19 protein-coding genes and 2 pseudogenes are annotated in these 25,210 nt (G+C 61.5%); 11 read left to right on the top strand and 10 right to left on the bottom strand.

The window, feature by feature from the left end:
- The first annotated feature begins 83 nt into the window (after positions 1 to 83).
- The 7 genes from PSH78_RS26080 to PSH78_RS26050 all read left to right on the top strand — a co-directional run bounded on the left by PSH78_RS26080 (position 84) and on the right by PSH78_RS26050 (position 9,230).
- Complete coding sequence (locus PSH78_RS26080; protein ID WP_092333675.1) at positions 84 to 1,082, top strand: phosphate ABC transporter substrate-binding protein PstS; 999 nt, start codon at positions 84 to 86, stop codon at positions 1,080 to 1,082.
- A 396-nt stretch (positions 1,083 to 1,478) separates the two neighbouring features.
- Positions 1,479 to 3,512, top strand: a complete 2,034-nt coding sequence (locus PSH78_RS26075) for an ABC transporter permease subunit (RefSeq protein WP_305501417.1) — start codon at positions 1,479 to 1,481, stop codon at positions 3,510 to 3,512.
- A 15-nt stretch (positions 3,513 to 3,527) separates the two neighbouring features.
- A complete protein-coding gene (gene pstA, locus PSH78_RS26070) occupies positions 3,528 to 5,198 on the top strand; it encodes a phosphate ABC transporter permease PstA (RefSeq protein ID WP_305497679.1) in 1,671 nt (556 codons plus the stop codon).
- 100 nt (positions 5,199 to 5,298) lie between these two features.
- Positions 5,299 to 6,132, top strand: coding sequence for a phosphate ABC transporter ATP-binding protein PstB (pstB, locus tag PSH78_RS26065; RefSeq protein ID WP_305497678.1), 834 nt, complete (start codon positions 5,299 to 5,301; stop codon positions 6,130 to 6,132).
- A gap of 72 nt (positions 6,133 to 6,204) precedes the next feature.
- The gene (gene phoU / locus PSH78_RS26060) at positions 6,205 to 6,966 is read left to right on the top strand and encodes a phosphate signaling complex protein PhoU (RefSeq protein WP_030139132.1); all 762 of its coding nucleotides are present in this window, start codon (positions 6,205 to 6,207) and stop codon (positions 6,964 to 6,966) included.
- Between the two features lie 166 nt (positions 6,967 to 7,132).
- Positions 7,133 to 8,086 carry a response regulator gene (locus PSH78_RS26055; RefSeq protein ID WP_305497677.1) on the top strand — a complete coding sequence of 318 codons (954 nt, stop codon included), beginning with the start codon at positions 7,133 to 7,135 and terminating at the stop codon, positions 8,084 to 8,086.
- Positions 8,087 to 8,333: 247 nt separating this feature from the next.
- Positions 8,334 to 9,230, top strand: coding sequence for a peptidoglycan DD-metalloendopeptidase family protein (locus PSH78_RS26050; protein ID WP_305497676.1), 897 nt, complete (start codon positions 8,334 to 8,336; stop codon positions 9,228 to 9,230).
- Positions 9,231 to 9,390: 160 nt separating this feature from the next.
- On the opposite strand, the gene PSH78_RS26045 is transcribed toward PSH78_RS26050, so the two are convergent.
- From PSH78_RS26045 to phoB, 3 genes are all read right to left on the bottom strand, one after another.
- On the bottom strand, positions 9,391 to 10,731 hold the full coding sequence (locus PSH78_RS26045) for a hemolysin family protein (protein ID WP_186611377.1): 1,341 nt from the start codon (positions 10,729 to 10,731) through the stop codon (positions 9,391 to 9,393).
- Between the two features lie 123 nt (positions 10,732 to 10,854).
- The gene (phoR, locus tag PSH78_RS26040; RefSeq protein WP_305501415.1) at positions 10,855 to 12,141 is read right to left on the bottom strand and encodes a phosphate regulon sensor histidine kinase PhoR; all 1,287 of its coding nucleotides are present in this window, start codon (positions 12,139 to 12,141) and stop codon (positions 10,855 to 10,857) included.
- 81 nt (positions 12,142 to 12,222) lie between these two features.
- Entirely contained in the window at positions 12,223 to 12,912 is a 690-nt protein-coding gene (gene phoB / locus PSH78_RS26035) for a phosphate regulon transcriptional regulator PhoB (protein ID WP_003177195.1), read from the bottom strand.
- A gap of 152 nt (positions 12,913 to 13,064) precedes the next feature.
- Here phoB and PSH78_RS26030 point away from each other — a divergent pair, with 152 nt between their 5' ends.
- Positions 13,065 to 13,448 carry a hypothetical protein gene (locus PSH78_RS26030; RefSeq protein WP_305497675.1) on the top strand — a complete coding sequence of 128 codons (384 nt, stop codon included), beginning with the start codon at positions 13,065 to 13,067 and terminating at the stop codon, positions 13,446 to 13,448.
- 110 nt (positions 13,449 to 13,558) lie between these two features.
- Here PSH78_RS26030 and ubiA read toward each other — a convergent pair whose 3' ends face one another.
- Together ubiA and PSH78_RS26020 are read right to left on the bottom strand one after the other, a co-directional pair.
- Positions 13,559 to 14,449: a 4-hydroxybenzoate octaprenyltransferase gene (gene ubiA, locus PSH78_RS26025; RefSeq protein ID WP_305497674.1), complete on the bottom strand. Its 891-nt coding sequence runs from the start codon at positions 14,447 to 14,449 to the stop codon at positions 13,559 to 13,561.
- Positions 14,449 to 15,054: a chorismate lyase gene (locus PSH78_RS26020; protein WP_370871034.1), complete on the bottom strand. Its 606-nt coding sequence runs from the start codon at positions 15,052 to 15,054 to the stop codon at positions 14,449 to 14,451. Before PSH78_RS26020 ends, ubiA begins: the two co-directional genes overlap by 1 nt.
- 134 nt (positions 15,055 to 15,188) lie before the next feature.
- Between PSH78_RS26020 and PSH78_RS26015 the strand changes: the two genes are divergently transcribed.
- The 3 genes from PSH78_RS26015 to PSH78_RS26005 all read left to right on the top strand — a co-directional run bounded on the left by PSH78_RS26015 (position 15,189) and on the right by PSH78_RS26005 (position 16,996).
- Positions 15,189 to 15,356, top strand: coding sequence for a rubredoxin (locus PSH78_RS26015; RefSeq protein ID WP_003177199.1), 168 nt, complete (start codon positions 15,189 to 15,191; stop codon positions 15,354 to 15,356).
- Positions 15,357 to 15,380: 24 nt separating this feature from the next.
- A complete protein-coding gene (locus PSH78_RS26010; RefSeq protein WP_305497672.1) occupies positions 15,381 to 16,529 on the top strand; it encodes an NAD(P)/FAD-dependent oxidoreductase in 1,149 nt (382 codons plus the stop codon).
- A gap of 191 nt (positions 16,530 to 16,720) precedes the next feature.
- Positions 16,721 to 16,996: an HU family DNA-binding protein gene (locus tag PSH78_RS26005; RefSeq protein WP_065758133.1), complete on the top strand. Its 276-nt coding sequence runs from the start codon at positions 16,721 to 16,723 to the stop codon at positions 16,994 to 16,996.
- 177 nt (positions 16,997 to 17,173) lie between these two features.
- Here the strand turns inward: PSH78_RS26005 and PSH78_RS26000 are convergent, their stop codons facing one another.
- The 5 genes and pseudogenes from PSH78_RS26000 to PSH78_RS25980 form a co-directional block, all read right to left on the bottom strand.
- Positions 17,174 to 17,452 carry a hypothetical protein gene (locus PSH78_RS26000; RefSeq protein ID WP_305497671.1) on the bottom strand — a complete coding sequence of 93 codons (279 nt, stop codon included), beginning with the start codon at positions 17,450 to 17,452 and terminating at the stop codon, positions 17,174 to 17,176.
- Between the two features lie 10 nt (positions 17,453 to 17,462).
- Positions 17,463 to 21,795: pseudogene (locus PSH78_RS25995) on the bottom strand (RHS repeat-associated core domain-containing protein).
- Between the two features lie 206 nt (positions 21,796 to 22,001).
- Positions 22,002 to 24,185, bottom strand: a complete 2,184-nt coding sequence (locus PSH78_RS25990; RefSeq protein WP_305497670.1) for a lipase family protein — start codon at positions 24,183 to 24,185, stop codon at positions 22,002 to 22,004.
- A gap of 12 nt (positions 24,186 to 24,197) precedes the next feature.
- Positions 24,198 to 24,614, bottom strand: a pseudogene (locus PSH78_RS25985) (hypothetical protein); the annotation flags it as partial.
- Positions 24,497 to 25,156: a DUF4123 domain-containing protein gene (locus PSH78_RS25980; protein ID WP_305497669.1), complete on the bottom strand. Its 660-nt coding sequence runs from the start codon at positions 25,154 to 25,156 to the stop codon at positions 24,497 to 24,499. The gene PSH78_RS25980 and the pseudogene PSH78_RS25985, both read right to left, overlap by 118 nt.
- Positions 25,157 to 25,210 lie beyond the last annotated feature (54 nt).

The following is a 25,210-nucleotide window of genomic DNA, read 5'->3' as shown; positions in this document are numbered from 1 at the left end:
TTGTCATATTTCAGCCATAGAGTGTTCATAAGGCTTATCGATACTTGGCCGACTTAACACACCCTATCTGCTAGGAGTAAGGCATGAAACTGAAGCGTTTGATGGCGGCAATGACGTTTGTCGCTGCTGGCGTCGCGACTGCCAACGCGGTTGCCGCTGTTGACCCTGCGATCCCGAGCTACACCAAGACCACTGGTGTGTCGGGCAACCTGTCCAGCGTCGGCTCCGATACCCTGGCTAACCTGATGACCTTGTGGGCCGAGAACTACAAGAAGGAATACCCGAACGTCAACATCCAGATCCAGGCCGCCGGTTCTTCCACCGCGCCGCCCGCGCTCACCGAAGGCACCGCCAACCTGGGCCCGATGAGCCGCAAGATGAAGGACAACGAGCTGCAGGCCTTCGAACAGAAGTACGGCTACAAGCCGACCGCTATTCCGGTTGCCGTGGACGCCCTGGCGGTATTCGTGCACAAGGACAACCCGATCAAGCACCTGACCATGGCTCAGGTCGATGCGATTTTCTCCTCGACTCGCCTGTGCGGCGCCAAGGCTGACGTCAAGACCTGGGGCGACCTGGGCGTGACCGGCGACCTGGCCAACAAGCCAGTCCAGCTGTTTGGCCGCAACTCGGTGTCCGGCACCTACGGCTACTTCAAGGAAGAAGCCCTGTGCAAAGGCGACTACAAGCCAAACGTCAACGAACAACCAGGTTCGGCTTCGGTTGTGCAGTCGATCAGCAGCTCGCTTAACGGCATCGGCTACTCGGGTATCGGCTACAAGACCGCCAGCGTGAAAACCGTTGCCCTGGCCAAGAAGGAAGGCGGCGAGTTCGTCGAGGACACCGAAGAAAACGCCCTGAACGGCAAGTATCCGCTGTCGCGTTTCCTCTACGTGTACGTCAACAAGGCGCCGAACAAGCCTCTGGCCCCGCTGGAAGCCGAGTTCGTCAAGCTGATCCTGTCCAAGCAAGGCCAGGAAGTCGTGGTCAAGGACGGCTACATCCCGGTTCCAGCCAAAGTCGCCGCCAAGGCACTGGCTGACCTGGGCCTGCAGGAAGGCGGCAACGTCGCCAAGCAGTAACGCCTGAGCCCAGGCCCCTGTGGCAGCGAGCTTGCTCGCTGCCACAGAGCAAATTTCCATCCGCTGCCGGTTACCACCGGCGGCGGATTTGTTGCGTCACTTCACTGTCATCTTTCTGTCATACAGGATCGCTAGGGTGTGCGCATGAATGATCTGGCCAACTCCACAATGACTACGACTTCCCCTCCCAAGCGCATTGACTTCAATACGCCTGAGCTGCAACGCAAGCGCCGCATCCGCGCGCTCAAGGATCGCCTCACCCGTTGGTACGTGCTGGTTGGCGGCCTCGCCGTGCTCGCCGCCATTACCTTGATCTTTTTCTTCCTGGCCTACGTGGTACTGCCGCTGTTCCAGGGCGCGGACCTGACCGCCAAGGACTCGATTACCCCTGCCTGGATGCAAGACGCCGGCAAGCCGCTGATGATCGCCATCGAAGAACAGAACCAGGTGGCGATGCGGGTTTCCGACAAGGGCGTGGCGCTGTTCTACAACCTCGACAGCGGTGCCGAACTGCGGCGTGTCGACCTGCCGATCCCGGCCGGCGCCACTGTGGCGTCCATCGGTGAAGATCAGCCCGGCAGCCCGCTGGTGGCGATCGGTCTGTCCAATGGCCAGGCCCTGGTGTTCCGCCACACTTATAAAGTCAGCTACCCCGACGGCAAGAAAACCATCTCTCCGGCCATCGAATACCCTTACGGTGAAGCGCCGATCGCGTTGAACGAGCAGGGCGCGGCCCTGGAGCATGTCAGCCTCAACGCTACCGATTCGACGTTGCTGCTGGCTGGCTCCAGCGGCGCGCAGCTCTATGTGTTGTCGCTTACCAGCGAAGAAAACATGATGACCGGTGAAATCACCAGCGAGCAGACGCGTATCGATCTGCCGCAGATGACCGAGCCGGTAAAAAACATCTTCGTCGACCCGCGCCAGCAGTGGCTGTATGTGGTCAACGGGCGTGCCCAGGCCGATGTGTTCAGCCTGCGGGACAAGAGCCTCAACGGTCGCTACAAGCTGCTCGAGAACGCTGACGCCCAAGTCACCGCCGTTGCCCAGTTGGTCGGTGGCATATCGCTGATCATTGGTGATTCCAAGGGCGGCCTGGCCCAGTGGTTCATGGCTCGCGATCCGGACGGCGAGCTGCGTTTCAAACAGATTCGGACCTTCCAGATGGGCAGCGCGCCCGTCGTCGAGATCAGCGCCGAAGAGCGTCGCAAGGGTTTCGTTGCGCTCGACGCCGCCGGCAAGCTCGGCGTGTTCCACAGTACTGCCCACCGCACCTTGCTGGTTGACCAGGTGGTCGATGGCCAAGGCCTGTTCGGCCTGTCGCCACGGGCCAACCGCCTGATCGTGGAGCAGGGCGGCAAGCTGCAACCGTTGGTCCTGGAAAACCCACACCCGGAAGTCTCGTGGAGCGCCTTGTGGAGCAAGGTCTGGTACGAAAACTACGATGAGCCCAAGTACGTCTGGCAATCGACCGCCGCCAACACCGACTTCGAACCCAAGCTGAGCCTGTCGCCGCTGACCTTCGGCACCCTGAAAGCGGCGTTCTACGCGATGCTTCTGGCCGCGCCGCTGGCGGTTGCCGCAGCGATCTACACCGCCTACTTCATGGCCCCGGGCATGCGCCGCAAGGTCAAGCCGGTGATCGAGCTGATGGAAGCGATGCCGACGGTGATCCTCGGTTTCTTCGCCGGTCTGTTCCTGGCGCCGTACGTCGAAGGGCATCTGCCGGGCATCTTCAGCCTGCTGATGTTGCTGCCGATCGGCATCCTCGTCGCCGGTTTCGCTTTCAGCCGCCTGCCGGAATCCATTCGCCTGCGAGTGCCGGACGGCTGGGAAAGCGCCTTGCTGATCCCGGTGATCCTGTTCGTCGGCTGGCTCTCGCTATACATGAGCCCATACATGGAAGCGTGGTTCTTTGGCGGCGACATGCGCATGTGGATCTCCCATGACCTGGGTATCACCTACGACCAGCGCAACGCCCTGGTGGTCGGCCTGGCGATGGGCTTCGCGGTGATCCCGAACATCTATTCCATCGCCGAAGACGCCGTGTTCAGTGTGCCTCGCGGCCTGACCCTGGGCTCGCTGGCCCTGGGCGCCACCCCATGGCAGACCATGACCCGCGTGGTCATCCTCACCGCCAGCCCGGGCATCTTCTCGGCGCTGATGATCGGCATGGGCCGGGCGGTGGGCGAGACGATGATCGTGCTGATGGCCACCGGCAACACCCCGGTCATGGAAATGAACCTGTTCGAAGGCCTGCGCACCCTGGCGGCCAACGTCGCGGTGGAGATGCCTGAATCGGAAGTCGGCGGAAGCCATTACCGCGTGCTGTTCCTGTCGGCCTTGGTGCTGCTGTTGTTCACCTTCGTCATGAACACCCTCGCCGAGCTGATCCGTCAGCGTCTGCGCAAGAAATATTCGTCGCTTTAAGAAAGGTAGAAGTCTGTGAAACAGAACTCCCTGAAAGGATGGTTCAAGAGCGGCGCCCCGGGCGTCTGGATCAGCGGTGGCGCGGTGTCCATCGCGGTCATCATGACCATTGGCCTGTTGGCGGTGATTGCCGTGCGCGGCCTGGGCCACTTCTGGCCGGCCGACCTGATCCACGCCAGCTACAACGTACCGGGCATGCCGGCGCACCTGGTGGTCGGCGAAGTCGTACAGAAAGAAGAAGTGCCTCGCGAGCGCCTGAAAAGCGCTGGCCTGCCGGTGCCGGACGAAGGCCCGGAGTTCATGACCCGTGAGCTGGTCAAGGTCGGTAACCGCGATCTCAACGGCACCGATTTCACCTGGATCGTCGGCGATTGGCTGACCAACCAGACCACACCAGCGGAGCTGATGGCGCTTGAGCGCCGCGAGTGGGGCAACTTCTACGGTTATCTGGTCAACGTCAAGGAACAAGGCAAGGTCATCGCCGAAGGCGAAGCCGCCTGGCCGCAGTTGCAGGCGCGTATCGAGCGGGTCAATCAACTGGCCGACGAACTCAAGACTCTGGAAAAAGTCGACATCGGCGCGATCAACGCCGGCCTCGAGCGCATCCGCCTGCACGGTCGCAAGCTGGAGCTGGACGGCAAGCTCGACGCCGCCGCCCAGGCTGACCTGGAAAGCGAACGCGCCGAACTCAACGCCCGCTACAAGGACATCGAAGCGCGCCTGACCGACCTGCATGCGCAGTTCAACCGCGACAGCCTGACGGCCCGCGATGCCAACGGCAAGGAAGTGGAGATCGAGATCGGCAAAGTGGTGCACGCCTACCAGCCAAACGGCATGGGCACCTTCACCAAGATGGGTTTCTATTTCAGCAAGGTCTGGGAATTCCTCAGCGACGACCCGCGTGAAGCCAACACCGAAGGCGGGATCTTCCCGGCGATTTTCGGCACCGTGATGATGACTCTGATCATGGCGATGATCGTTACGCCGTTCGGCGTACTGGCGGCGGTCTACCTGCGTGAATACGCGCGCCAGGGGCCGATGACCCGCCTGATCCGCATCGCGGTGAACAACCTCGCAGGCGTTCCGGCCATCGTCTACGGCGTGTTCGGGCTGGGTTTTTTCGTCTATGTGCTGGGCGGCTCGGTTGACCGGCTATTCTTCCCCGAGGCTTTGCCGGCACCGACCTTCGGCACGCCGGGCCTGCTCTGGGCTTCCCTGACCCTCGCGCTGCTGGCCGTGCCGGTGGTGATCGTGGCCACCGAGGAAGGCCTGGCGCGAATTCCCCGGACCGTGCGTGAAGGTTCCCTCGCGCTCGGTGCAACCAAGGCCGAGACGCTGTGGAAAATCGTCCTGCCAATGGCGAGCCCGGCGATGATGACCGGCATGATCCTCGCCGTGGCCCGTGCCGCCGGCGAGGTAGCGCCGCTGATGCTGGTGGGCGTGGTGAAACTGGCGCCATCGCTGCCGCTGGATGGCAACTACCCGTACCTGCACCTGGACCAGAAAATCATGCACCTGGGCTTCCATATCTATGACGTCGGCTTCCAGAGCCCGAACGTCGAAGCAGCCCGGCCATTGGTCTACGCCACGGCGTTGCTGCTGGTGCTGGTGATCGCGACCCTGAACCTGTCGGCGGTATGGATCCGTAACCACCTGCGTGAAAAATACAAAGCGTTGGATAGCTAAAAGCATTAGCCACAAGCGGCAAGCTGCAAGCTGCAAGCCGCTTTTGCTCAAAACTTGCAGCTTGCAGCTAAAAGCTAGCAGCTACGAACGGAGTGAGACCATGCAACACGAAGCACCTACACACGGCATCAACATGTCGGCCCTGGGCCGCGACAAGCAGAGCCTGAACCTGGCTCAGGAAACCGTCGCCATCGAAGTGCCCGGCCTGAACCTGTTCTACGGTCAGAAACAGGCGCTGTACGATGTCAGCCTGAACATCCCGAAACAGCGCGTGACTGCGTTCATCGGCCCGTCGGGCTGCGGCAAGTCGACCTTGCTGCGCACCTTCAACCGCATGAACGATTTGGTGGACGGCTGCCGCGTCGAAGGCGAAATCAACCTCTACGGCAACAACATCTACCGCAAGGGCGAGGACGTTGCCGAACTGCGTCGTCGCGTGGGCATGGTGTTCCAGAAGCCCAACCCGTTCCCCAAGACCATCTACGAGAACGTCGTCTACGGCCTGCGGATCCAGGGCATCAACAAGAAGCGCGTACTCGATGAAGCCGTGGAGTGGGCACTAAAGGGCGCGGCGCTGTGGGATGAGGTCAAGGACCGCCTGCACGAATCGGCGCTGGGCCTGTCCGGTGGCCAACAGCAGCGTCTGGTGATTGCCCGCACCATCGCCGTGGAGCCAGAAGTGCTGCTGCTCGACGAACCTTGCTCGGCACTCGACCCGATCTCGACGCTGAAAGTCGAGGAACTGATCTACGAGCTCAAGTCCAAGTTCACCATCGTCATCGTGACCCACAACATGCAGCAGGCGGCGCGGGTGTCCGACTACACCGCGTTCATGTACATGGGCAAGCTGGTGGAATTCGGCGACACCGATACCCTGTTTACCAATCCGGCCATGAAGCAGACCGAGGACTACATCACCGGTCGCTACGGCTAGGAAGCCGTTGTTGCTCATTGAATCTACGCTGCGGTCCGCCGCACCTTACCGGACGCTCCAAGGACGCCAAAGATGATTAGTAAAGAAGGCCTCACCCACCACATTTCCGCGCAGTTCAACGCCGAGCTGGAAGAGGTGCGCAGCCACCTGCTGGCCATGGGCGGGCTGGTGGAGAAGCAGGTCAACGACGCGGTGACCGCGCTGATCGAGGCCGACTCCGGCCTGGCCCAGCAAGTGCGCGAGATCGATGACCAGATCAACCAGATGGAACGCAACATCGACGAAGAATGCCTGCGCATCCTGGCCCGTCGTCAGCCGGCGGCTTCCGACCTGCGCCTGATCATCAGCATCTCCAAGTCAGTGATCGACCTTGAGCGGATCGGCGACGAAGCCACCAAGATCGCTCGTCGTGCCATCCAGTTGTGCGAAGAAGGTGAAGCGCCGCGCGGCTACGTCGAGGTTCGCCACATCGGTGACCAGGTGCGCAACATGGTCCGCGATGCGCTGGACGCCTTCGCCCGTTTCGACGCCGACCTGGCGCTGTCGGTGGCCCAGTACGACAAGATCATCGATCGCGAGTACAAGACCGCCCTGCGCGAGCTGGCGACCTACATGATGGAAGACCCGCGTTCGATTTCCCGGGTGTTGAGCATCATCTGGGTGCTGCGTTCGTTGGAGCGTATCGGCGATCATGCGCGCAACATCTCGGAACTGGTGATCTACCTGGTGCGTGGCACCGATGTCCGGCACATGGGGCTCAAGCGGATGAAGGAAGAAGTTGAGGGCACCCCGTCCGAAACCGCTAATGTTCCCGGTGAAACTGACGATAAGTAAGATTGCCAAGAAAAGCGCCCGGCCTTCTGGTCGGGCTTTTTTTTGCGGTTTTTTTAATCGAAAGCAGCACCCCGCGAACGAAAAGTCCCGGCGTGACTGAAGGTTTTTGGCGATGTGCCATCAGTAAGGCGGTATGCTTGCCGGGATTTTTTAGAGGTGTATCTGGATGAGTAAGGTCAGTGTGTTGGTCGTGGACGATGCTTCGTTCATTCGTGACTTGGTGAAGAAGTGCCTGCGCAACTACTTCCCAGGCATCCGCATCGAAGACGCGGTGAACGGCAAGAAAGCCCAGGCCCTGCTGGCCCGTGAAGCGTTCGACCTGGTGCTGTGCGACTGGGAAATGCCAGAAATGTCCGGCCTGGAATTGCTGACCTGGTGCCGCCAGCAGGACAATCTCAAGGGCATGCCTTTCGTGATGGTGACCAGCCGTGGCGACAAGGAGAACGTGGTCCAGGCGATCCAGGCCGGCGTTTCCGGCTACGTCAGCAAACCCTTCACCAACGAACAGTTGCTGACCAAGGTCAAGCAGGCCTTGAACAAGGTAGGCAAGCTCGACACGTTGATGAACAGCGCCCCGACCAAGATGAATTCGGCGTTCGGCAACGATTCGCTCAGTGCCCTGACCGGCGGCAAGGCCGCTCCGGTTGCGGCGGCTGCGCCAGCGGCGAACCCGTTTGCCAAGCCCGCTGCCGCGCCTGCACCCGCTGCGGCTGCCGCTCCGGCGGCACGTGGCTTGCTCAACAGCCCGCCCGTCAAGGCACCTGCGGCGTCCGCACCCACCGCCAATCGCGGCCAAGGCCAGTTGCGCCTGTCCAGCGGCACCCAGCAGTGCGTGATCAAGGCCCTGAGCCTCAAGGAAGCGCTGCTGGTGGTCAAGCGCACCGACATCCTGCCGCAAGTGCTGGAGAGCTCGGTGCTGGACATGGAGCAGGGCGACAACGCCGAAACCGCTCGTCTGAACGGCTACCTGCACGCCATCGTCGCCCATGAGCAAACCCCTGACAGCGAATGGCTGCAACTGACCTTCCGCTTCGTCGACAAAGACCCGCAGAAACTCGACTACATCTCCCGCCTGATCGCCCGCGGCACGGCGCAGAAGCACTTCGTACCGGGCGCCTGATCCTGCGGCGCCCTTCAGTCCGCTTTCGCGAGCAGGCTCGCTCCCACATTGATCTGTGCTTGCCACAAAATTTGTGTCCGCAGCAGATCCCTTGTGGGAGCGAGCTTGCTTGGGGCGGCGATCCGACGATGGGGCCATCAGCTTCAACCCGACTGTCGATCCCATTTTGAAACATCCGTCGACTACGCTGGTCCATCCCAGCTGCTAGGCTGCTTTGCAGGCCTTCATTTCGACAGAATTCTTGCCCATGCTCGTGCCGTTGCTGTTCGCCTGTGGTCTTGTCCTGGCCGCCACCCCGGCCTTGGCCATGACCATCTACAAATCCACCGACGCCAATGGCGTGGTCTCCTACAGTGACCGCCCCAGCAAAGGCTCCCAGGTGTTCGTATTTCGTGATCGCATGGTCGAGCGCCTGGAGCGCCAAGTGTTTCTCGACATCAGGAAGCAGAAGGGCGCGGACGCGGTGTACGTGCGCAACGACCTTTATGCGCCGGTGGAAATCGAGCTGAGCTTCGCCGGGTTGCGCAATGTGAGCGGAGCGCCGAGCCGGCCGATCCGCCGCGTGCTACCGGCGCGCAGCAACCTGCGCCTGGCGCTGCTGACGGCCACCCGGCCCGGCAGGCCACTGGCTTATACCCCAAGGTTCGAATACTCCCTGGGCGACCCCGCAGGCACGGCGCAAGCTTATCGCTATCCGTTGCCCTGGCGTGGCGGGCCGTTCCGGTTGAGCCAGGGCGCCAACGGCCAATACAGCCATTACGGCCCGAAGAACCGCTACGCCATGGACATCGCGATGCCCGAAGGCACGCCTATCATCGCGGCGCGTGGCGGCGTGGTGGTCAAGACCGAGAACGAGCAGACCGGGCGCGGCACCGATCCTGCCGGCAACTTTGTGCGCGTGTTGCACGATGACGGGACCATGGGAGTCTATCTGCACCTGCAAAAGGGCTCGGTGAGCGTCCAGGAGGGGCAACGGGTCGGGGTGGGCACGCCGCTGGCGCTATCAGGCAACACCGGTAACAGCTCCGGCCCGCACCTGCACTTCGTGGTACAGCGCAACACCGGGCTGGGGTTGGTGTCGATTCCCTATCAGTTCAACCAGCCGGTGGGGGACTTGCCCAACTTTGCGTTGGGCAAGCAATAGAGGCGACACATGGCGAGGAAGCTTTTGTGGCGAGGGGATTTATCCCCGCTGGGTCGCGAAGCGGCCCCCAGTACTGCCAGCGGTTTTGGGGCTGCTTCGCAGCCCAGCGGGGATAAATCCCCTCGCCACAGGAGGGTTTCGCCCGAAAGCAGATCGACACTCAATCGAGCATCAACACCTTCGCCAGAATGATCTTCGGCCCTTTCATCTTCTTGATGATGATCCGCAGGCCTTCGACTTCCAGCACTTCTTCCTCTTCCGGCACCCGTTTCAGGGTTTCGTAGACCAACCCTGCCAGGGTTTCCGCCTCGATGTGGTCCAGGTCGATGCCCAGCAGGCGCTCCACCTTGAACAGCGGGGTGTCGCCGCGCACCAGTAGCTTGCCCGGCTGATAAGCGAGGATGCCGCGCTCGGCCTTGCGGTGTTCGTCCTGGATATCGCCCACCAGCACTTCCAGCACGTCTTCCATGGTCAGGTAGCCGATGATATTGCCGTCGGCTTCCTCGACCACGGCGAAGTGCGAGCCGCCCTTGCGGAACTGCTCCAGCAGCTGCGACAACGGCATGTGCCTCGATACTCGCTCCAGCGGGCGGGTCAGTTCCGCCAGGTTGAACGATTCGGGGATGTGGTCCAGGGCCGCCAGTTCCAGCAGCAGGTCCTTGATGTGCAGCAGGCCGACGAATTCCTGGCGCTCACTGTCGTATACCGGATACCGGCTGAACTTGTGGCGACGGAACATCGCCAGGATTTCCTTGAGCGGGGCGTTGAATTCCAGCGTCACCAGGTCTTCCCGGGAGTTGGCCCAGTCCACCACTTCCAGCTCGCCCATTTCCACGGCGGAGGCCAGCACGCGCATGCCTTGGTCGCTCGGGTCCTGACCACGGCTGGAGTGCAGGATCAGCTTCAACTCCTCGCGGCTGTAATGGTGTTCATGATGGGGGCCGGGCTCACCCTGGCCGGCGATACGCAGGATCGCGTTGGCGCTGGCATTGAGCAGGTAGATCGCCGGATACATGGCCCAGTAGAACAGGTACAGCGGCACGGCCGTCCACAGCGACAGCAGTTCCGGCTTGCGGATCGCCCACGATTTGGGCGCCAGCTCGCCAACCACGATGTGCAGGTAGGAAATGATGAAGAACGCGGTGAAGAACGACACACCCTTGATCACTTCCGGCGACTGGACGCCGACCGCGCCCAGCAGGGGCTCGAGAATGTGCGCGAACGCCGGCTCGCCGACCCAGCCCAGCCCCAGTGAGGCGAGGGTGATACCCAACTGGCAGGCCGACAGATAAGCGTCGAGCTGACTGTGGACGGTGCGCAGGATGTGTCCGCGCCAGCCGTTCTGCTCGGCGATAGCCTCGACCCGGGTCGAGCGCAGCTTGACCATGGCAAATTCGGCCGCAACGAAAAAACCGTTGAGCAAGACCAGGATCAAAGCAAAAAGAATCATGCCGAATTCGGCGAAGAGTGTAGCGAGGGACAAGCCAGGGGAAGGGTCCATGATGGAGTTTTGCAGGTTCCGTATGTTCGTATGATGGGGAAATCGGCGCCTGAAAAGGCAGGCACAAGTCAGCCAATGTAGCGGCTGACCGGGCGATTGCCTAGTAGGGAACGCCCGTCGGCTTCATTCGTCGCGGTTGGAGGGGCGTCCGCGGACCACCTGCGCCGGGGTGAAATGGCAAGTAAACGTACTGCCATGGCCGGGCACGCTGCTGATTTCCATGCGCCCGCGATGGCGCAGCAGCACATGCTTGACGATTGCCAGACCGAGCCCGGTTCCGCCAGTGTTGGAGTTGCGGCTGGAGTCGACCCGGTAGAAACGTTCGGTCAGGCGTGGCAGGTGCTTGCTGTCGATGCCGATGCCGGAATCGCGCACGCTCAGGTGTGCGCCTTGTTCATCGCCCCACCAGCGCACATGGATCCGCCCTTGTTCAGGCGTGTATTTGACCGCGTTGAACACCAGGTTGGAAAACGCGCTGCGCAGTTCCGCCTCGCTGCCCTTGAGTTGGACGGTCGGGTCGGCTTCAAGCGTGATGGACTGCTGCTTGGGACCGGACAACTCCTGCGCATCTTCGGCAATGATTTGCAGCAGTTCCTCGATGGGCACCGGCTGGTTGTCCGAGGGATAGTCGGTGGCTTCCAGCTTCGCCAGCAACAGCAGGTCGTTGAGCAAGGTCTGCATGCGTCCGCCCTGCTGCTGCATCTGCTGCAAGGCACGGGTCCAGCGCGGGTTCACCTCTTCGACATTGTCGAGCAGGGTCTCCAGGTAACCGCAGATCACCGTCAATGGCGTACGCAGTTCATGGGATACGTTGGCGATGAAATCCTTGCGCATCTGTTCCAGTTGATGAATCCGCGTCACGTCGCGCACCAGCATCAGGTGCTCGTTGTTGCCATAGCGGGTGATGTACAGCTGGATGCGCAGCCGATCATTGGTGGGCGACGGGATTTCCAGCGGTTCGGCGTAATTGTCTTGCTCGAAATATTCCTTGAAGCGTGGATGGCGCACCAGGTTGGTCACCGGCTGGCCGCTATCCTGTGGCGTCTTGAGGCCCAGCAGGGTTTCGGCGGCGCGGTTCCACCATTCCAGGTTGCCGTCGCTGTCGAGCATGATCACCGCGTCTTTCAGCGCGGCGGTGGATTCCTGGACGCGGTCGATCACCGCCTGCAGGCGGCCGCGAACGCGCTGGTCGCGCCGTTGCAGGTGATAGATGCTGTCGAACACCTCGCCCCACAGCCCGTAACCGTCGGGCGGGGCCTCGTCGGGTTGGTGCAGGCGTAGCCACTCGTGCAGGCGCAGCAATTGCTTGAGGGTCCAGGCCAGGTAAAGCGCCAGGCCCGCGGCCAGGCTCCAGCCGTAGTAGCCGGTGATCAGGCCGATCAACAGGCAACCGGTCACCAGCAACAACATGTGGCGGATCAGGGTGCCATGCCAGTTTTGATTCACGTGAGCGCGCGTCCTTGTCAGCTTGTCGGGCGGTAAGGGCTCGGGTCAGGCCTTTGTCGAAAAACGATAACCGGTGCCGCGCACGGTTTGTACCAGATTCTCGTAGGCGTCGCCGAGGGCTTTGCGCAAGCGCCGGATGTGCACATCCACGGTGCGCTCCTCGACGTATACGTTGCCGCCCCAGACCTGATCCAGCAGCTGCCCACGGGTGTAGGCGCGCTCCTGGTGAGTCATGAAGAACTGCAACAGGCGATATTCGGTCGGGCCCATCTCGGCGGGCTTGCCGTCGATGGTCACGCGGTGGCTGATCGGGTCCAGCAGCAGGCCGCCAACTTCGATCGGCGCTTCGCCATCGGTCGGCCCGGCACGACGCAGCACGGCCTTGAGGCGCGCCACCAGCTCCCGAGGGGAAAACGGCTTGGTGATGTAATCGTCGGCACCGACTTCCAGGCCCTGGATCTTGTTGTCTTCTTCGCCCTTGGCGGTGAGCATGATGATCGGGATGTCACCCGTCAGCTCATCGCGCTTGAGACGCCGGGCCAGCTCGATGCCGGAGGTGCCAGGCAGCATCCAGTCGAGCAGGATCAGGTCGGGCTTGCGATCGACGATGATGGCGTGGGCCTGTTGAGAGTTCTCTGCTTCCATGCAGTCATAGCCGGCCATCTCCAACGCAACGGCGATCATCTCGCGGATGGGCGCCTCGTCGTCGACGATCAGAATGCTCCTGCCAACCATGGGGTAATCCTCTTGTCATTTAACTGTCTTGCGCCGCATTAGATAACGGAATTATTGCAGTCGTGTGACAGTTATTTCCCCGGACGGCAGCAGAGGCGATCTTGGGCTAGGCTTTTGGGTCCGAATCCTGACAACTGCAAAGGAAGGTTTCCATGACGCAAATGACTATTTCTTTTAAAGCCCTGCTGCTGTCTGCCGCGCTGACTCTGCCTGGTTTTGCGATGGCTGCCGATCCTGCGATGGAGAAGGACGGCATGTTCACTGACCACAAGGGTATGACCCTTTACACCTTTGCCAAAGACTCTGCCGGCAAGTCCGCGTGCAATGACACATGCGCGGCGAATTGGCCACCGCTGATGGCCGAGGCGGGTGACAAATCCATGGGTGACTGGACCGTGATCAAGCGTGATGACGGCTCGATGCAGTGGGCCTATCAGGGCATGCCGCTGTACACCTTCGTGATGGACAAGAAGGCCGGTGATATGATCGGAGACGGCAAAATGGACGGTGCCTGGAAAGTCGCCAAGGCCAAGTAACAGCTGATCCATGTGGGAGCGAGCCTGCTCGCGAAGGCGTCTGTACAGTCCTCAAGTCGCTGACTGACTCACCGCTTTCGCGAGCAGGCTCGCTCCCACAGGCCCGGATGTCACCGTAGGGCATAGTCCAGCACAATCCCCACAAAAATCGCCAGCCCGGCCCAGTGGTTGTGCAGGAACGCCTTGAAGCAGCGCATCCGGTCCTTGCCGCGGGTGTACCAGAACTCCCAGGCAAAGCACGCGGCGGCGGCCACGAGACCGAGATGGAACCAGCCCCCCAGCTTGAACTGAGCCCCGGCCAGCAGCAGGCAGCCCAGGGCCAGGCCTTGCAGCGTCAGGATGATCGCCCGATCGGCATCGCCAAACAGGATCGCCGTGGATTTCACGCCAATCTTCAGGTCGTCGTCCCGGTCGGTCATCGCGTAGTAAGTGTCGTAGCCCACCGTCCACAACAGGTTGGCGATGTACAGCAGCCATGCGGCGGCCGGCAGATGGCCGGTTTCGGCGGTGAAAGCCATCGGCATGCCCCAGGAAAACGCCGCGCCCAGCACCACTTGCGGGTAATAGGTGTAGCGCTTCATGAACGGGTAACTGAACGCCAGCGCCAGCCCGCCCAAGGACAACAGAATCGTCGGCGCATTGGTGCACAGCACCAGCAGGAAACTCACGCTCATCAACACCGCGAAGAACACCAGGGCTTCCTTCGAGCTGATCTTGCCGCTCACCAGCGGGCGCTGCTCGGTGCGTTTGACGTGGCCGTCGACCTTGCGGTCGGCCCAGTCGTTGATCACGCAACCGCCGGCACGGGTCAGCACTACGCCCAGCACAAAAATCACGATGTTGGCCAGGGACGGCGAGCCGTCGCCGGCAATCCACAGCGCCCACAATGTCGGCCACAGCAACAGGTAGATGCCGATGGGCTTGTCCATGCGGGTCAGTTGCACGAAGTCCCAGGCCCGCGGATTGAGGCGGTTCAAGGATTTGAGCAGTTGCACGTACATCAGCAATTCTCCGAATAGGCGCGAGCGACGGTCCACAGTGGCGGCAGGAAAATCTCCGCCACCAGCACGCTCAACGCACCGCGATCGAAACGCGAGCGACGGCCCCACAACGCGTGGGCGCGAACCTCGGGTGGCAACCATTCACTCGGGTAGTGGCACACCTCGATCGCCCGGCGCTGGAATGCCTGGTCGCAAAACAGCAGCTCACCCAGGGAGCGGCTGCCCAGTGCGTCCATCTGCAAGCCGTCGCCTTGCAGCGCGCTGCGCGCCGCCACGCTGCGGGCGAACACCCAAGGCTGGCCGTGACCGCGCAGGTACACTTCGCGCACCCAGCCTTCGCTGCCCTCGGCCAGATCCAGCGGGGCACACTCGTCGGCGCGCAACGGCTGCCAGCCCTCCAGCAGCGGTGTCACGCTGAAGTGGTCATCCGACAGGCCCGTAAGGCGCCGGGTCAGGGAGCCCTGGTCGAACAACCAGTCGAGCACGCAAGCATCGGGGCGGGGCGACAGCAGGTGCTGGGGCAGCCATCGAAGTGTAGGAAATATCGAATTTGTAGGCGGCACAAGGGTCTTGAATGGCAGCGAATGAGGCCGCGAGCTTACCATGCCGGTCGGCGATTTTGGCCGAGCCAGGGCGCCGCTGCACCGATCCCGCTTGCATCTGTCGCAACCGATCAGTACAAAACGGCCCTGAGCCGGAAAATACCGGCCAAGGCCTGACATCTTGAGGAAGTATTGGAATGAAAAAGTGGCAATGTATCGTCTGTGGCCTGATCTACAACGAAGCTGACGGCTGGCCCGACGATGGCATCGCGCCCGGCACCCGCTGGGAAGATGTACCGGCGGACTGGCTGTGCCCGGACTGCGGCGTCGGCAAAATGGATTTCGAAATGATCGAAATCAACTGATCGTTTCATCAAACGGAGAGCAACATGAGCGCACCTGTCGTCATCGTCGGTACCGGCCTGGCTGGCTATAACCTGGCCCGGGAATTTCGCAAGCTCGACAGCGAAACCCCGTTACTGCTGATTACCGCGGACGACGGCCGCTCCTACTCCAAGCCGATGCTCTCCACGGGGTTCGGCAAGAACAAGGACGCCGATGGCTTGAGCATATCCGAGCCGGGCGCCATGGCCGAGCAGTTGAAGGCCGAAGTGCGCACCCACACGCGCATCAGCGGCATCGACCCGGGCCACAAACGCCTGTGGATCGGCGAGGAAGCGGTAAGTTATCGCGACCTGGTCCTGGCCTGGGGCGCTGAAACCGTGCGCGTGCCGGTGCAGGGCGATGCGGCGGACCTGATCTTCCCGATCAATGATCTCGAAGACTACGCACGTTTTCGGACCGCCGCCGCCGGCAAGCGCCGGGTGCTGCTGCTCGGTGCCGGCCTGATCGGCTGCGAATTCGCCAACGACCTGATCCTCGGCGGCTACGAAGTGGAACTGGTGGCCCCCTGCGAGCAAGTCATGCCGACGCTGCTGCATCCGGCCGCTGCCGCAGCGGTCCAGGCCGGGCTGGAAAGCCTCGGCGCACATTTCCACTTGGGGCCGGTGCTCAACCGTCTGCAACATGTGGCCGACGGATTGGAGGCGCATCTGTCGGATGGCCAAGTGATTCCCTGCGATCTGGTGGTCTCGGCCATCGGCCTGCGCCCGCGCATCGACCTGGCGGCTGCCGCCGGGCTGGTGGTCAACCGCGGCGTGGTGGTGGATCGTCACCTGAAGACTTCCCACGCCAATATCTACGCTTTGGGCGATTGTGCGGAAGTCGATGGCTTGAACCTGCTCTACGTCATGCCACTGATGAGCTGCGTCCGCGCCCTGGCCCAGACCCTGGCCGGCAACCCGACCGCGGTCAGCTACGGCGCCATGCCGATCACTGTGAAAACTCCGGTCTGCCCGCTGGTGGTTTCGCCGCCGCCACGGGGCAGCGAAGGCGCGTGGAGCGTCGAGGGGCAGGGCGCCGACATCAAGGCCCTGTGCCGCGACGCCCACGGCAATCTGTTGGGCTACGCCCTGACCGGTGCGGCGGTGATGGAGAAACTGGCGCTGAACAAGCAGCTTCCGGCACTGCTGGCGTAAATGCCGGTCGCTCTGTCGCATATGCCCTGCTTTTCCGGCGACAAACGCCCGCCGGACACTGGCGCCGGTTGCGGCCCCGTGCCATCCTCACTCCGGTCTGCCGCAGAGTAGAGCCTGCGGCGCCTTAGGGGTTGTTCCGAAGAGAACAGCACGGACATAACAACAAAAAAATCGTCAAAGGGGCTTCATTCATGCGTAAACCAGAACTCGCCGCCGCCATTGCGGAAAAAGCGGACCTCACCAAAGAACAAGCCAACCGCGTCCTCAACGCTGTTCTCGAAGAAATCACCAGCGCCCTGCATCGCAAGGACAGTGTGACTCTGGTCGGCTTCGGCACCTTCCTGCAACGCCACCGCGGCGCCCGCACCGGCAAGAACCCACAAACCGGCGAGCCGGTGAAAATCAAGGCCAGCAACACGGTTGCGTTCAAGCCAGGCAAATTCCTGAAGGACAGCGTTAACCCATAATTGCGCCGACTACCTCGGTCGAGGAAAGCAAGCGGCAACAAAAAAGGTATATCGATTGATATGCCTTTTTTTGCGCCTGGAACAAACCCGTGGCGAGGGAGCTGGCTCCCGCACGGCGGCGCAGCCGTCTTAAATCGGCTGGCGCAGTCTGTGGTTGGTCATCGGCCCATGGACAGATTAATCGCCGTCAGCAATGAGTACCTCGTCAGCCTCGCTTGACGCTTTCAGGAAGGTGACAAATTCAACCACCCGACCTTCTTGGCTCTTGGAAAGTAGCTGTATCAAGGTTTGTTGGTGGCTTGGATAAATTCTGCTGGTTCCATAGGGGTCGATGTAAACGCCGGTCTGTTGTTTCAATGTGCTGAACGCGGCATCAAACAACTTGAACTCAGCATCCTTTATGACAAAGGAAGGACGCTCATTGTCTTCGTCTGAAAGGTAGGAAATATCTAGCATGTGAGGAACTCTAGAAGTCAGAAGGGTAAGACGTGATGATCTTGTTTTTCTTCGGATCGTAAATGGTTACGTGGCCTTTTTCGCCTCGGGTCCCTATGACCCGGTCGTAATCGCGTTCGTAACGTATCCGGCCGTCGTTCTGTACGACGGTTCGACTTGGATCTCGAATGGTCCTGTCCTCCAGTTTCTTGTATTGACTGGGTTTCCTGTACTTGCTCTTAGCCTGAAGTTTGACCTTATCCTTGACGGAGAATTTGCTTTTGTTGGTGTTGTTGTGCCGCCTGATGTGCCGATTCGGTACATGCCGTGTCCGGGTGGGCCCGCAGGCTTTCAATCCTTGTGGGTCCAGCCAGCCGTAAGGGTTGGGGGCATAAAGGTAAAGATTGAAGCCACCTTCCAGACCAATCGGATCCGGCGTGGTAAATCGCCCCACGTCTGGATCATAAAACCTGAACGTATTGAAATGCAGCCCGGTTTCCCGGTCCAGGTATTGCCCCTGGAACCGCAGGTTCTGCTCTTCGATGTAATACGGTTCGCGAACCTCCTCAAGCGTGTTGCCCCATACCCGATACGTGGCCTTGCCAGACGTTGTGTCCATCGGCTTCGGTAAGTTGTTCCGGCAAGCCGTTGAGGTCGTTGTGGTAGTAGCGGATCTTTTGCAGCGGGCCGCTGCCGTCGACGCGGGCCAGCGGCTCGTAGCCATCGTCTTCGTAGAGATAGAGGCTGGTTTGCTGGTGGCGATGTTCCTGCAGCAGGCGCAGCCCGTCCCAGGTGAAGCGGGTTTCGCCCAGCGGGTAGCCGTGGCTGTCGTGCTCGGCTTTTCCGATACGTCGGCCCAGTGGGTCGTAAGTCATCCTGACTACGCTGCCGTTGTCGTTGCGCACTTCGATCAAACGGCTTTCGGCATCGTAGGCGAAGTGTTGCAGGCCGCGGGTGGCGCTGCGTTTTTCGATCAGCCGGCCGAAAGCGTCGTAGCGGTAGCGCTTATCCTGATAGGTCAGCAGCTTGTTGTGCACCACCAGCCCGGCGCCTGGCGCCGGGCCGTCCAGCAGGTTGGCGGCGGCGTCGTAGGCAAAGGTTTCACGCTGGCCGTGCAGGCTGTCCTGGCTGGCGATGATGCGACCGGTGGCGTCGTAGTGCAGCAACTGGCGCTGCTGCGTGGCGGGTTGCTGGTCGAGCTTGCCGATCAGGTTGTCGGCGGGGTCGTATTCAAAGTGTTTCTGCACCGCCGCCGGCAACAGCGCGGGGTGGCTGCTGGGGCGACGTTGACGGGCGCGCAGACGGCCGCTGCGGTCGTATTCGCTGCGGGTGCTGATCTGCCCTTGGGTGCGCAGCACCTCACGATGCAGGCGGTCGCGTTCGAAATCGCTGATGACCTGGCCGTCGAGGTTGATCTGGTGCAGGTGACCGCTGCCGTAGTACAGCCGATTGACCCAGCGGCCGTCGGGCAGTTGGCTCTGGATCAGGTTGCCGAGTTCGTCGTAGTGATGCTGCAGGCTGCCAGCGGCGCTGTTTTCGGCGAGCATCTGACCGAGGGCATCGTAGGCGAAACTCAGGGTCTGCGCGGCGCCTTGCAGGTCATTGAAGGTAACGGCGGTGAGCTGGTCCAGCGGATCATAGGTATATTCGGTGCGGCCATCGTCGGTGACCTTGGCGATCAACCGACCCGCGGCGTCGCGCTCCAGACGATGGACGACAGGCGCCGGTGATGTTTCGGGAACCTGCGCCAGGCCGCTGCCATGAGCCGCAGGAATGGCCGTCACCCGCGCAACGTTATCCAGCTGGTCATAGGCGTAGCGCTTGGCGCTGCCATCCAGGTCCTGCTGTTCGACCAGCCGATCCGCGGCATCCCAGGCGAACCGATAGCTTTCGCCGTTCTCGTTGATCAGCGCTTGCAGCCGGGCGAAGCTGTCGTAGGCAAACTGCACCTGCCGGCCCTGGGCGTCGATGCGTTGGCGCACCTGGCCGCGGCGGTTGTGCTGGTAATGCGTGGTGTGCCCGGCTGGGTCGGTGTGGCCGGTGAGCTGGCCGGCGCTGTCGCGCTGGTAGTGCTCGGTGCGACCATCCGGCAATTGGCTGCCGAGCAGCCGCCCTTGGGCGTCGTAACTGAATCGGGTGCGCTCGCCGAGGGCGTCGGTGATGGTTTGCAGATAGCCGCGCGGGTCATAACTGAAACGCGTCGGGTAGCCCGAGCAGTCGATGTGTTCCACCAGTTGCCCGAACGGGTTCCAGCGCAGCTTCTTGCGCTTGCCGGTGGCGTCGATGATTTCCACCACCTGGCCGTGGGTGTCGTAGCGGTAGCGGGTGATATGGCCCAGTGGGTCGGTTTCGGCGACGCAGTTGCCGCGCTGATCGTAGCGGTATTTCCAGCTGTTGCCGGCGGCATCGGTTTCCACCAGTGGCAGCGCCCAATGCTCGAGCCAGAGGGTAGACTCGCTGCGGCCCAGTGGGTCGGTTTCGCCGATCAGGTTGCCGGTCTCGTCGTAACTGAAATGGTACTGGCCGCCTTGAGGGTCGGTGGCGCTGAGCAACTGGCGTTCGTCGTTCCACTCGAACAACCAGGTCTGGCCGAGATTGTCGGCGAACCGGGTGATCTGGTGCTGGCTGTTCCAATGCCGGATGCTGATGCGTTGCAGGCTGTCGGTGATGCGCGTTATGCCGGCCGTGAGGTCGTAGTCGAACTGGTAGGCGTCGCCTTCGTCAGTCCAGTGGCGGACCACGCGCCACTCTTGGTTTTCGATCAAGGCCCATTCGTAGAAGCAGCGCAGGCCGGCAGGCAGTTGATGTTCGACCATCCGCTGCCCGGCGTCGTAGCTGAACCGCCGCTGCACCTGGCCGCCAGCGTCGCGCACTGCGGTGAGATTGCCCGCCGCATCGTAGGCGTAGCTGACCAGCACTTCGCGCTGCTGGTCGGGGTAGAGGCGTTCGATCCGGCTGACGCGTTCGTTTTCGCGAGTCAGCTCGACCTGGAGCACATCAAACGTATCGCGCAGCCGCACCAGCCGGCCTGCTTCGTCATAGTCGAGATGGATGCGATTGTCGTTGCGGTCACCCAACTGGCTCAAGCGCAGCCGCGATGAGTTTCCAGGCGTCGGTTCGAACAAACGGTACAAGCCGTCGTCGCTTTCGATCAGCAGTTGCCCGCTCACATGGCGCCGCACCGCGAGGCCCTCGCCGGGGCTGAACACCGCGCCGCCCAACGGGATCGAGCCCATGTCGATGGGGCGGGCCTGTTCGTCGGTATACAGCAGGGTCTCGCCGCCGTCGGGGTGCGGCAGGATGTCGACCTGAACCTCGTAGGAAACGCTCCAGCCGGCGCCGAACAATCCGTCGCGGCGTTCGTCACGGCTGTTGTAGAAACGCTGCCAGTCAATCGGCAGGATGCCAGGCAACACGAAGTCCAGTTCTGCATCGCCGCCCAGCACCTTGGCCCCGGTGGCAGCATGCACCGGGTTCGACGAGCCCATGGCGGCGCTGGCCGCGGCATTGGCCGCGCTGCTCGCGACCATGGACGCCGCGCCGCCCACCAGCATGCAGGGCAACTTGCTGAAGAACTTGCCCTTGCCGCCCTTGAGCATCAGCAGTGCCGTGACCGCCAGCCCCACGCCCGGCGTCTTGCCGCTGCGGATCTCGCGCACCACCACCGAGCCACCACCAATGGTGACGTTGGGCGAAATCAGCCCGGACGACACGACCTTGGCATCGCAAGTACTTCGGTCGCCGCTGCGCACGGCGGGCTGGCCGTTGATGGTGACCTTGTCCGAGCCCTCGGCCATGAACTGCGGTGGCATTGGCGGGTGCTTGGTGCACAGCACCAGGTCTTCCGGCTTGGGCACCGCGCCCGGCGCGGGCGTGGCGACGCTGGGGCGCCACATCTGCGAAAAGAATTCCCCCGCCATGTCCAGGTAGCTGGACTCTTCTTCAGGCTCAGGGGCTTCGAGCTCCGTACCGGCGGCGGCAACGTGAGACTCGATTGCCCCGGCCGCACGGGCCGCGCGAATGTTGTTAGTGAAGGTATCGTCGGAGCCGGTGAGGATGTTGGCCTGCACCGTGGGCGGAAAAAGGGCGTTGCCGATGCCCTCGCATATATTGCTCAGGCCCTTGTCGGCTCCGGTCTTGCTCATCGCCAGGCCAACCACGGTGCCCACCACCAGGCCGAGCACGAAGCAGCCCAGCCCGCCGGTAACCACGGTAATGCCCGTGGCCGCGACCACCGCGGCGGTCGCCAGGGCGGTGATCGCAATATTCGCCGCCACCTCCAGTACGCCGCCAAGTATATCGGCCATCATTGACGTGTGGTCCAGCGCGTCGCCCAGGCGGGCGGCCCAGAGCGCATCAGACATGCCGCGGGCTCATGCGCGCGGAGCGTTCGACAGCTGTGGTTTCAAGCAATATGAAGCCTTCCATTGCGCCCCTTCCCTGTGGGTGATGGCTCGCTGATCAAGGCTACGCCAAGGCGTCTGACCAGCTTCGATTTCATGAGGCAATCGGCGGGTCGTATGTTAACCACGGCAGGCGCTTCCTGTCGCTTTCGCCAAGGACTTTTTTGTCAAATGATCGCATCGATATCCAGCGTATAAGGCTTACCGATGACGTACCCATGAGCACCATGGACCAGCTCGATATCGGTGCCGGCCGCAGGCGCCATGGCCAGTTGTTCAGCCACGCGGTTTTCCGGATGCGCTTGCCAGCGGGTCAGGTGTTGCGCCAGTCGCTCAGGGTGTTCGGACAGGCTGCCGTAAACGTCTTGGTCGCTGACTAACGTGGTGTGCAGCCCTCTCAGGCGAGCACGTGTGGCGTGCACCTTGTCGACCTCACGGGCGAGGGCATCAATGATCGGTTGGTGGGTGCGCTCGTAGCCATCGGGACGCCCGATCAACTGTCTGCTTTCGTTACGCAACTGCCGAGTGATCTGTTCCAGCGCGTTTTCGATGCATTCGTATTCACGCTGTGTCACCAGAGGGCCCTTCGACTCCAACGCTTCCTGCCAGCGGCGCAGGGTTGCCCAGCACGCAGGAAGATAACTGGAGGTCATGAGGTGGTTACCGGCCTGAAAGAGCTGGGCGGTGAACTTCGCCCGGTCCGGCAGGCCACGTCTCTGCTCCAAGGCCAGCTCGCAAGCGGCATGTTGCGTGAGGGTGTCGCAGCCTGGCGTCCAGAGGATCGACGACCGCTCCTGACGACCGAACTCTACGGGCAAGAAATGGCGCAAGGTGCCGTGGTGTTCATAGGACTCGCCCGTCCAGTTGTAGATGCCGGCCACGAACACTGAAAAGCCGGCCGGCACGTTGGCGAACATCAGCGCGAAACCCGTGCCATAGACACTCGCCTTGGTGTCCATCCAACTGCCCGGTACGCTGGGTATCGGGTCGTTGTGATTGACCATGCGGTAGTGCACCAGAGGGGCGGCATTTTCGACGAAGGCGGCGTCGGCGGCGCGAGGGGCACCGTAGGTGTAGAGTTGGATGTCGTAGCTGAATCCTTCCCTCAGACGTAGCATTTCTGCAAGCAGCAATGCCACGGCGCCGCCCAGGCTGTGGCCACAGATCAGCAGTTCCTGACCGGCATAGAACCTTTCCAGGTAATCAATTACGAAGGCAGCAGCTTTTTTGGCTGCTCCGTAAAACCCCTGGTGCACCTTGCCGCCACCTTCCTCAAAGGGAACCTGGAGCGCGTCGGCGTCACGCAGGCCATCGGCAAGCATCTGCGCTGTGCCGCGCACTGCAATCAGGATTACTTCGTCGTTGTGAGTGATAAAGGCTTGGGTATCGGTGCTTTCTTCTTTTGCAGTGTCATCGAGAAAATGGACCTTGGCGGGATGCTCCTGCTTCACACCCAGTTCCGGATTGTTCATAGGATAAAGCGCAGGGTCGAACGGGACGATTTCCAGTCGCTTGGAGTAGGGCACATCCTCATACAAGGGGTAGTGAATTTTTACCTGTCCCGGGTCAACCTTCCAAAGCTCCTCGGACTTGGCCAACGCATCGCCGAACCAGTTGCCCACGCTCGGTTGCTCGGGAAAGCTCACCGGTGAGTGTATCGGAGCCTCGCCGGGCTTCTGGCCGAAGGGGCAGTAACTCAGGGTCGCCATGAGTGCCAGTTGGTACAGGTTGAGCGCGCAGAATGCCGGAGTAGTAGACAGTAAGGGCCGCAAGGCCCGCAGCGGGCGTACCTCCAGCACGGTATGCAATTGAGGCATCAACGCTACGCCAGTCTTGCCAAACTCCCCCATTAGCCGCGCCGGCCCCTGGTTGGGTGGGTAATGCCGGTACACCCGCGGTGGCAGGTGGGTGACATGCTTGACCAGGTCGCGCACCTCCACCTGGAAGAACTGACCGGCGCAGGCTTGGGCGGGGTTCTCTCGGGTGCTGGTGGCGTTGTCGTTCAGGTAGCGGGTTTGTTCGGCGCGGACTTGGAGTTCGGTGACTTTGAGCGGGTAGTGCGGTCTTGTTTGTAGAATTGAATATTCATCTTCGGTGCCGTCATGGTCTTGGTCAAAAAACAAAGCAATCGGTCCGGCAAAATGATTGTTGACCTGACCGACGCCCGCGAGATCGAGATTGCCACGGTACGTTTGTCCTTCCGAATCGATGACCTCATAAGCCAGCCACGCGTAAGGCTCTCCAGAGCCAAACTCATCAACCAGCTGAAAGCTGCTCCATCGTCCCCCCGCAGGACAGGCGAGAATACGACCGCTTAGGTGCAACTCCAATCCCGTTGTAGATAATGTCATGCAATAACTTCCTTATTCAGTGCAGCCCGGATAGATGCTGCAGCGCTGTCCGTCCGGCATGTGGAAACCGCTGAAATCCTTGTAGTTGCCGTAACAGAAGGCGTAGTGGTCTTCGAAATTACGGCCCATGCAGCGTTTCCAACCGTTCGGCACTTTTACCCATGTATCGCCAATGGCGGGTCTTTCCTCGCTTGCCAACTTGATCTTCATCCTCACCGTTTTCCCCGGCAGTTGATCAAGCGTGAACGCCGAAAAAGGCCGACCATTTCCAACCTCGCCCTTTGGGTTGGTTTTTTTGCAATCGAGGATTTTCACGATGCGTCGTTTGGCCCCCGAGGTGCGGAACAGCCACTGGCATTGGCCGTGGAAGGTGCTCTCACCCGCCTTGCTGAAGGTGCCCCTGTATTGCTCCTCCAGCTCATCACGTATATGGGGACTTGCAACCAAAGCGGCACCTCCGGCACCGGATGTATCCCGGGGGAGGAGTTGTCGATGTGTTCCCAGCGCTCACCTTGCCAATAGCACACGCTATTGGCCGGACCGAGATAGGCGGCATGCGCTTCGACTGGCAGATACGCAAGCGCCCGGGCCAACACCCGGTTGTCGTGGAAGCGATACACCGCTTGATGAGGACGCTCCCCGGCAATCAATCGCTCGCGCCAGTGTCCGACCAACTGGGGGAGATGGCCCTTGGGGAGGCTGGCGAGCCAACCCCAATGACTGTCCGGTCGATTGAGCAACTCTTGGAGATTTTTATCGTTGGGGTTATCTAGGGTGAAGACAAATGGCCCGACCTCACTGAGATCGGCAATCAGGGTTTTGCTGAAGAAGCTCAGGTATTGATCGGGTCGACTGTTTTTGATCAGTGCCTGGAGCATCGGTTGTTCGCCGTCTGCATCGAGGATCACACACAGGGCATGGCCGAGGCGGAGGTGTTCAAGCAGCCACTGACGAGGTTGGGTATCGTTCATGCGGCAATGGTCTCCGTCGGGCATGCGCCCTCGCGGCAGGCTTCGCAAAGGGGG

The sequence above is a fragment of the Pseudomonas sp. FP198 genome (assembly GCF_030687895.1).
Classification (GTDB): domain Bacteria; phylum Pseudomonadota; class Gammaproteobacteria; order Pseudomonadales; family Pseudomonadaceae; genus Aquipseudomonas.
Note: the sequence above shows the minus strand (reverse complement) of the source record. Positions and strands in the feature narration are given on the sequence as shown.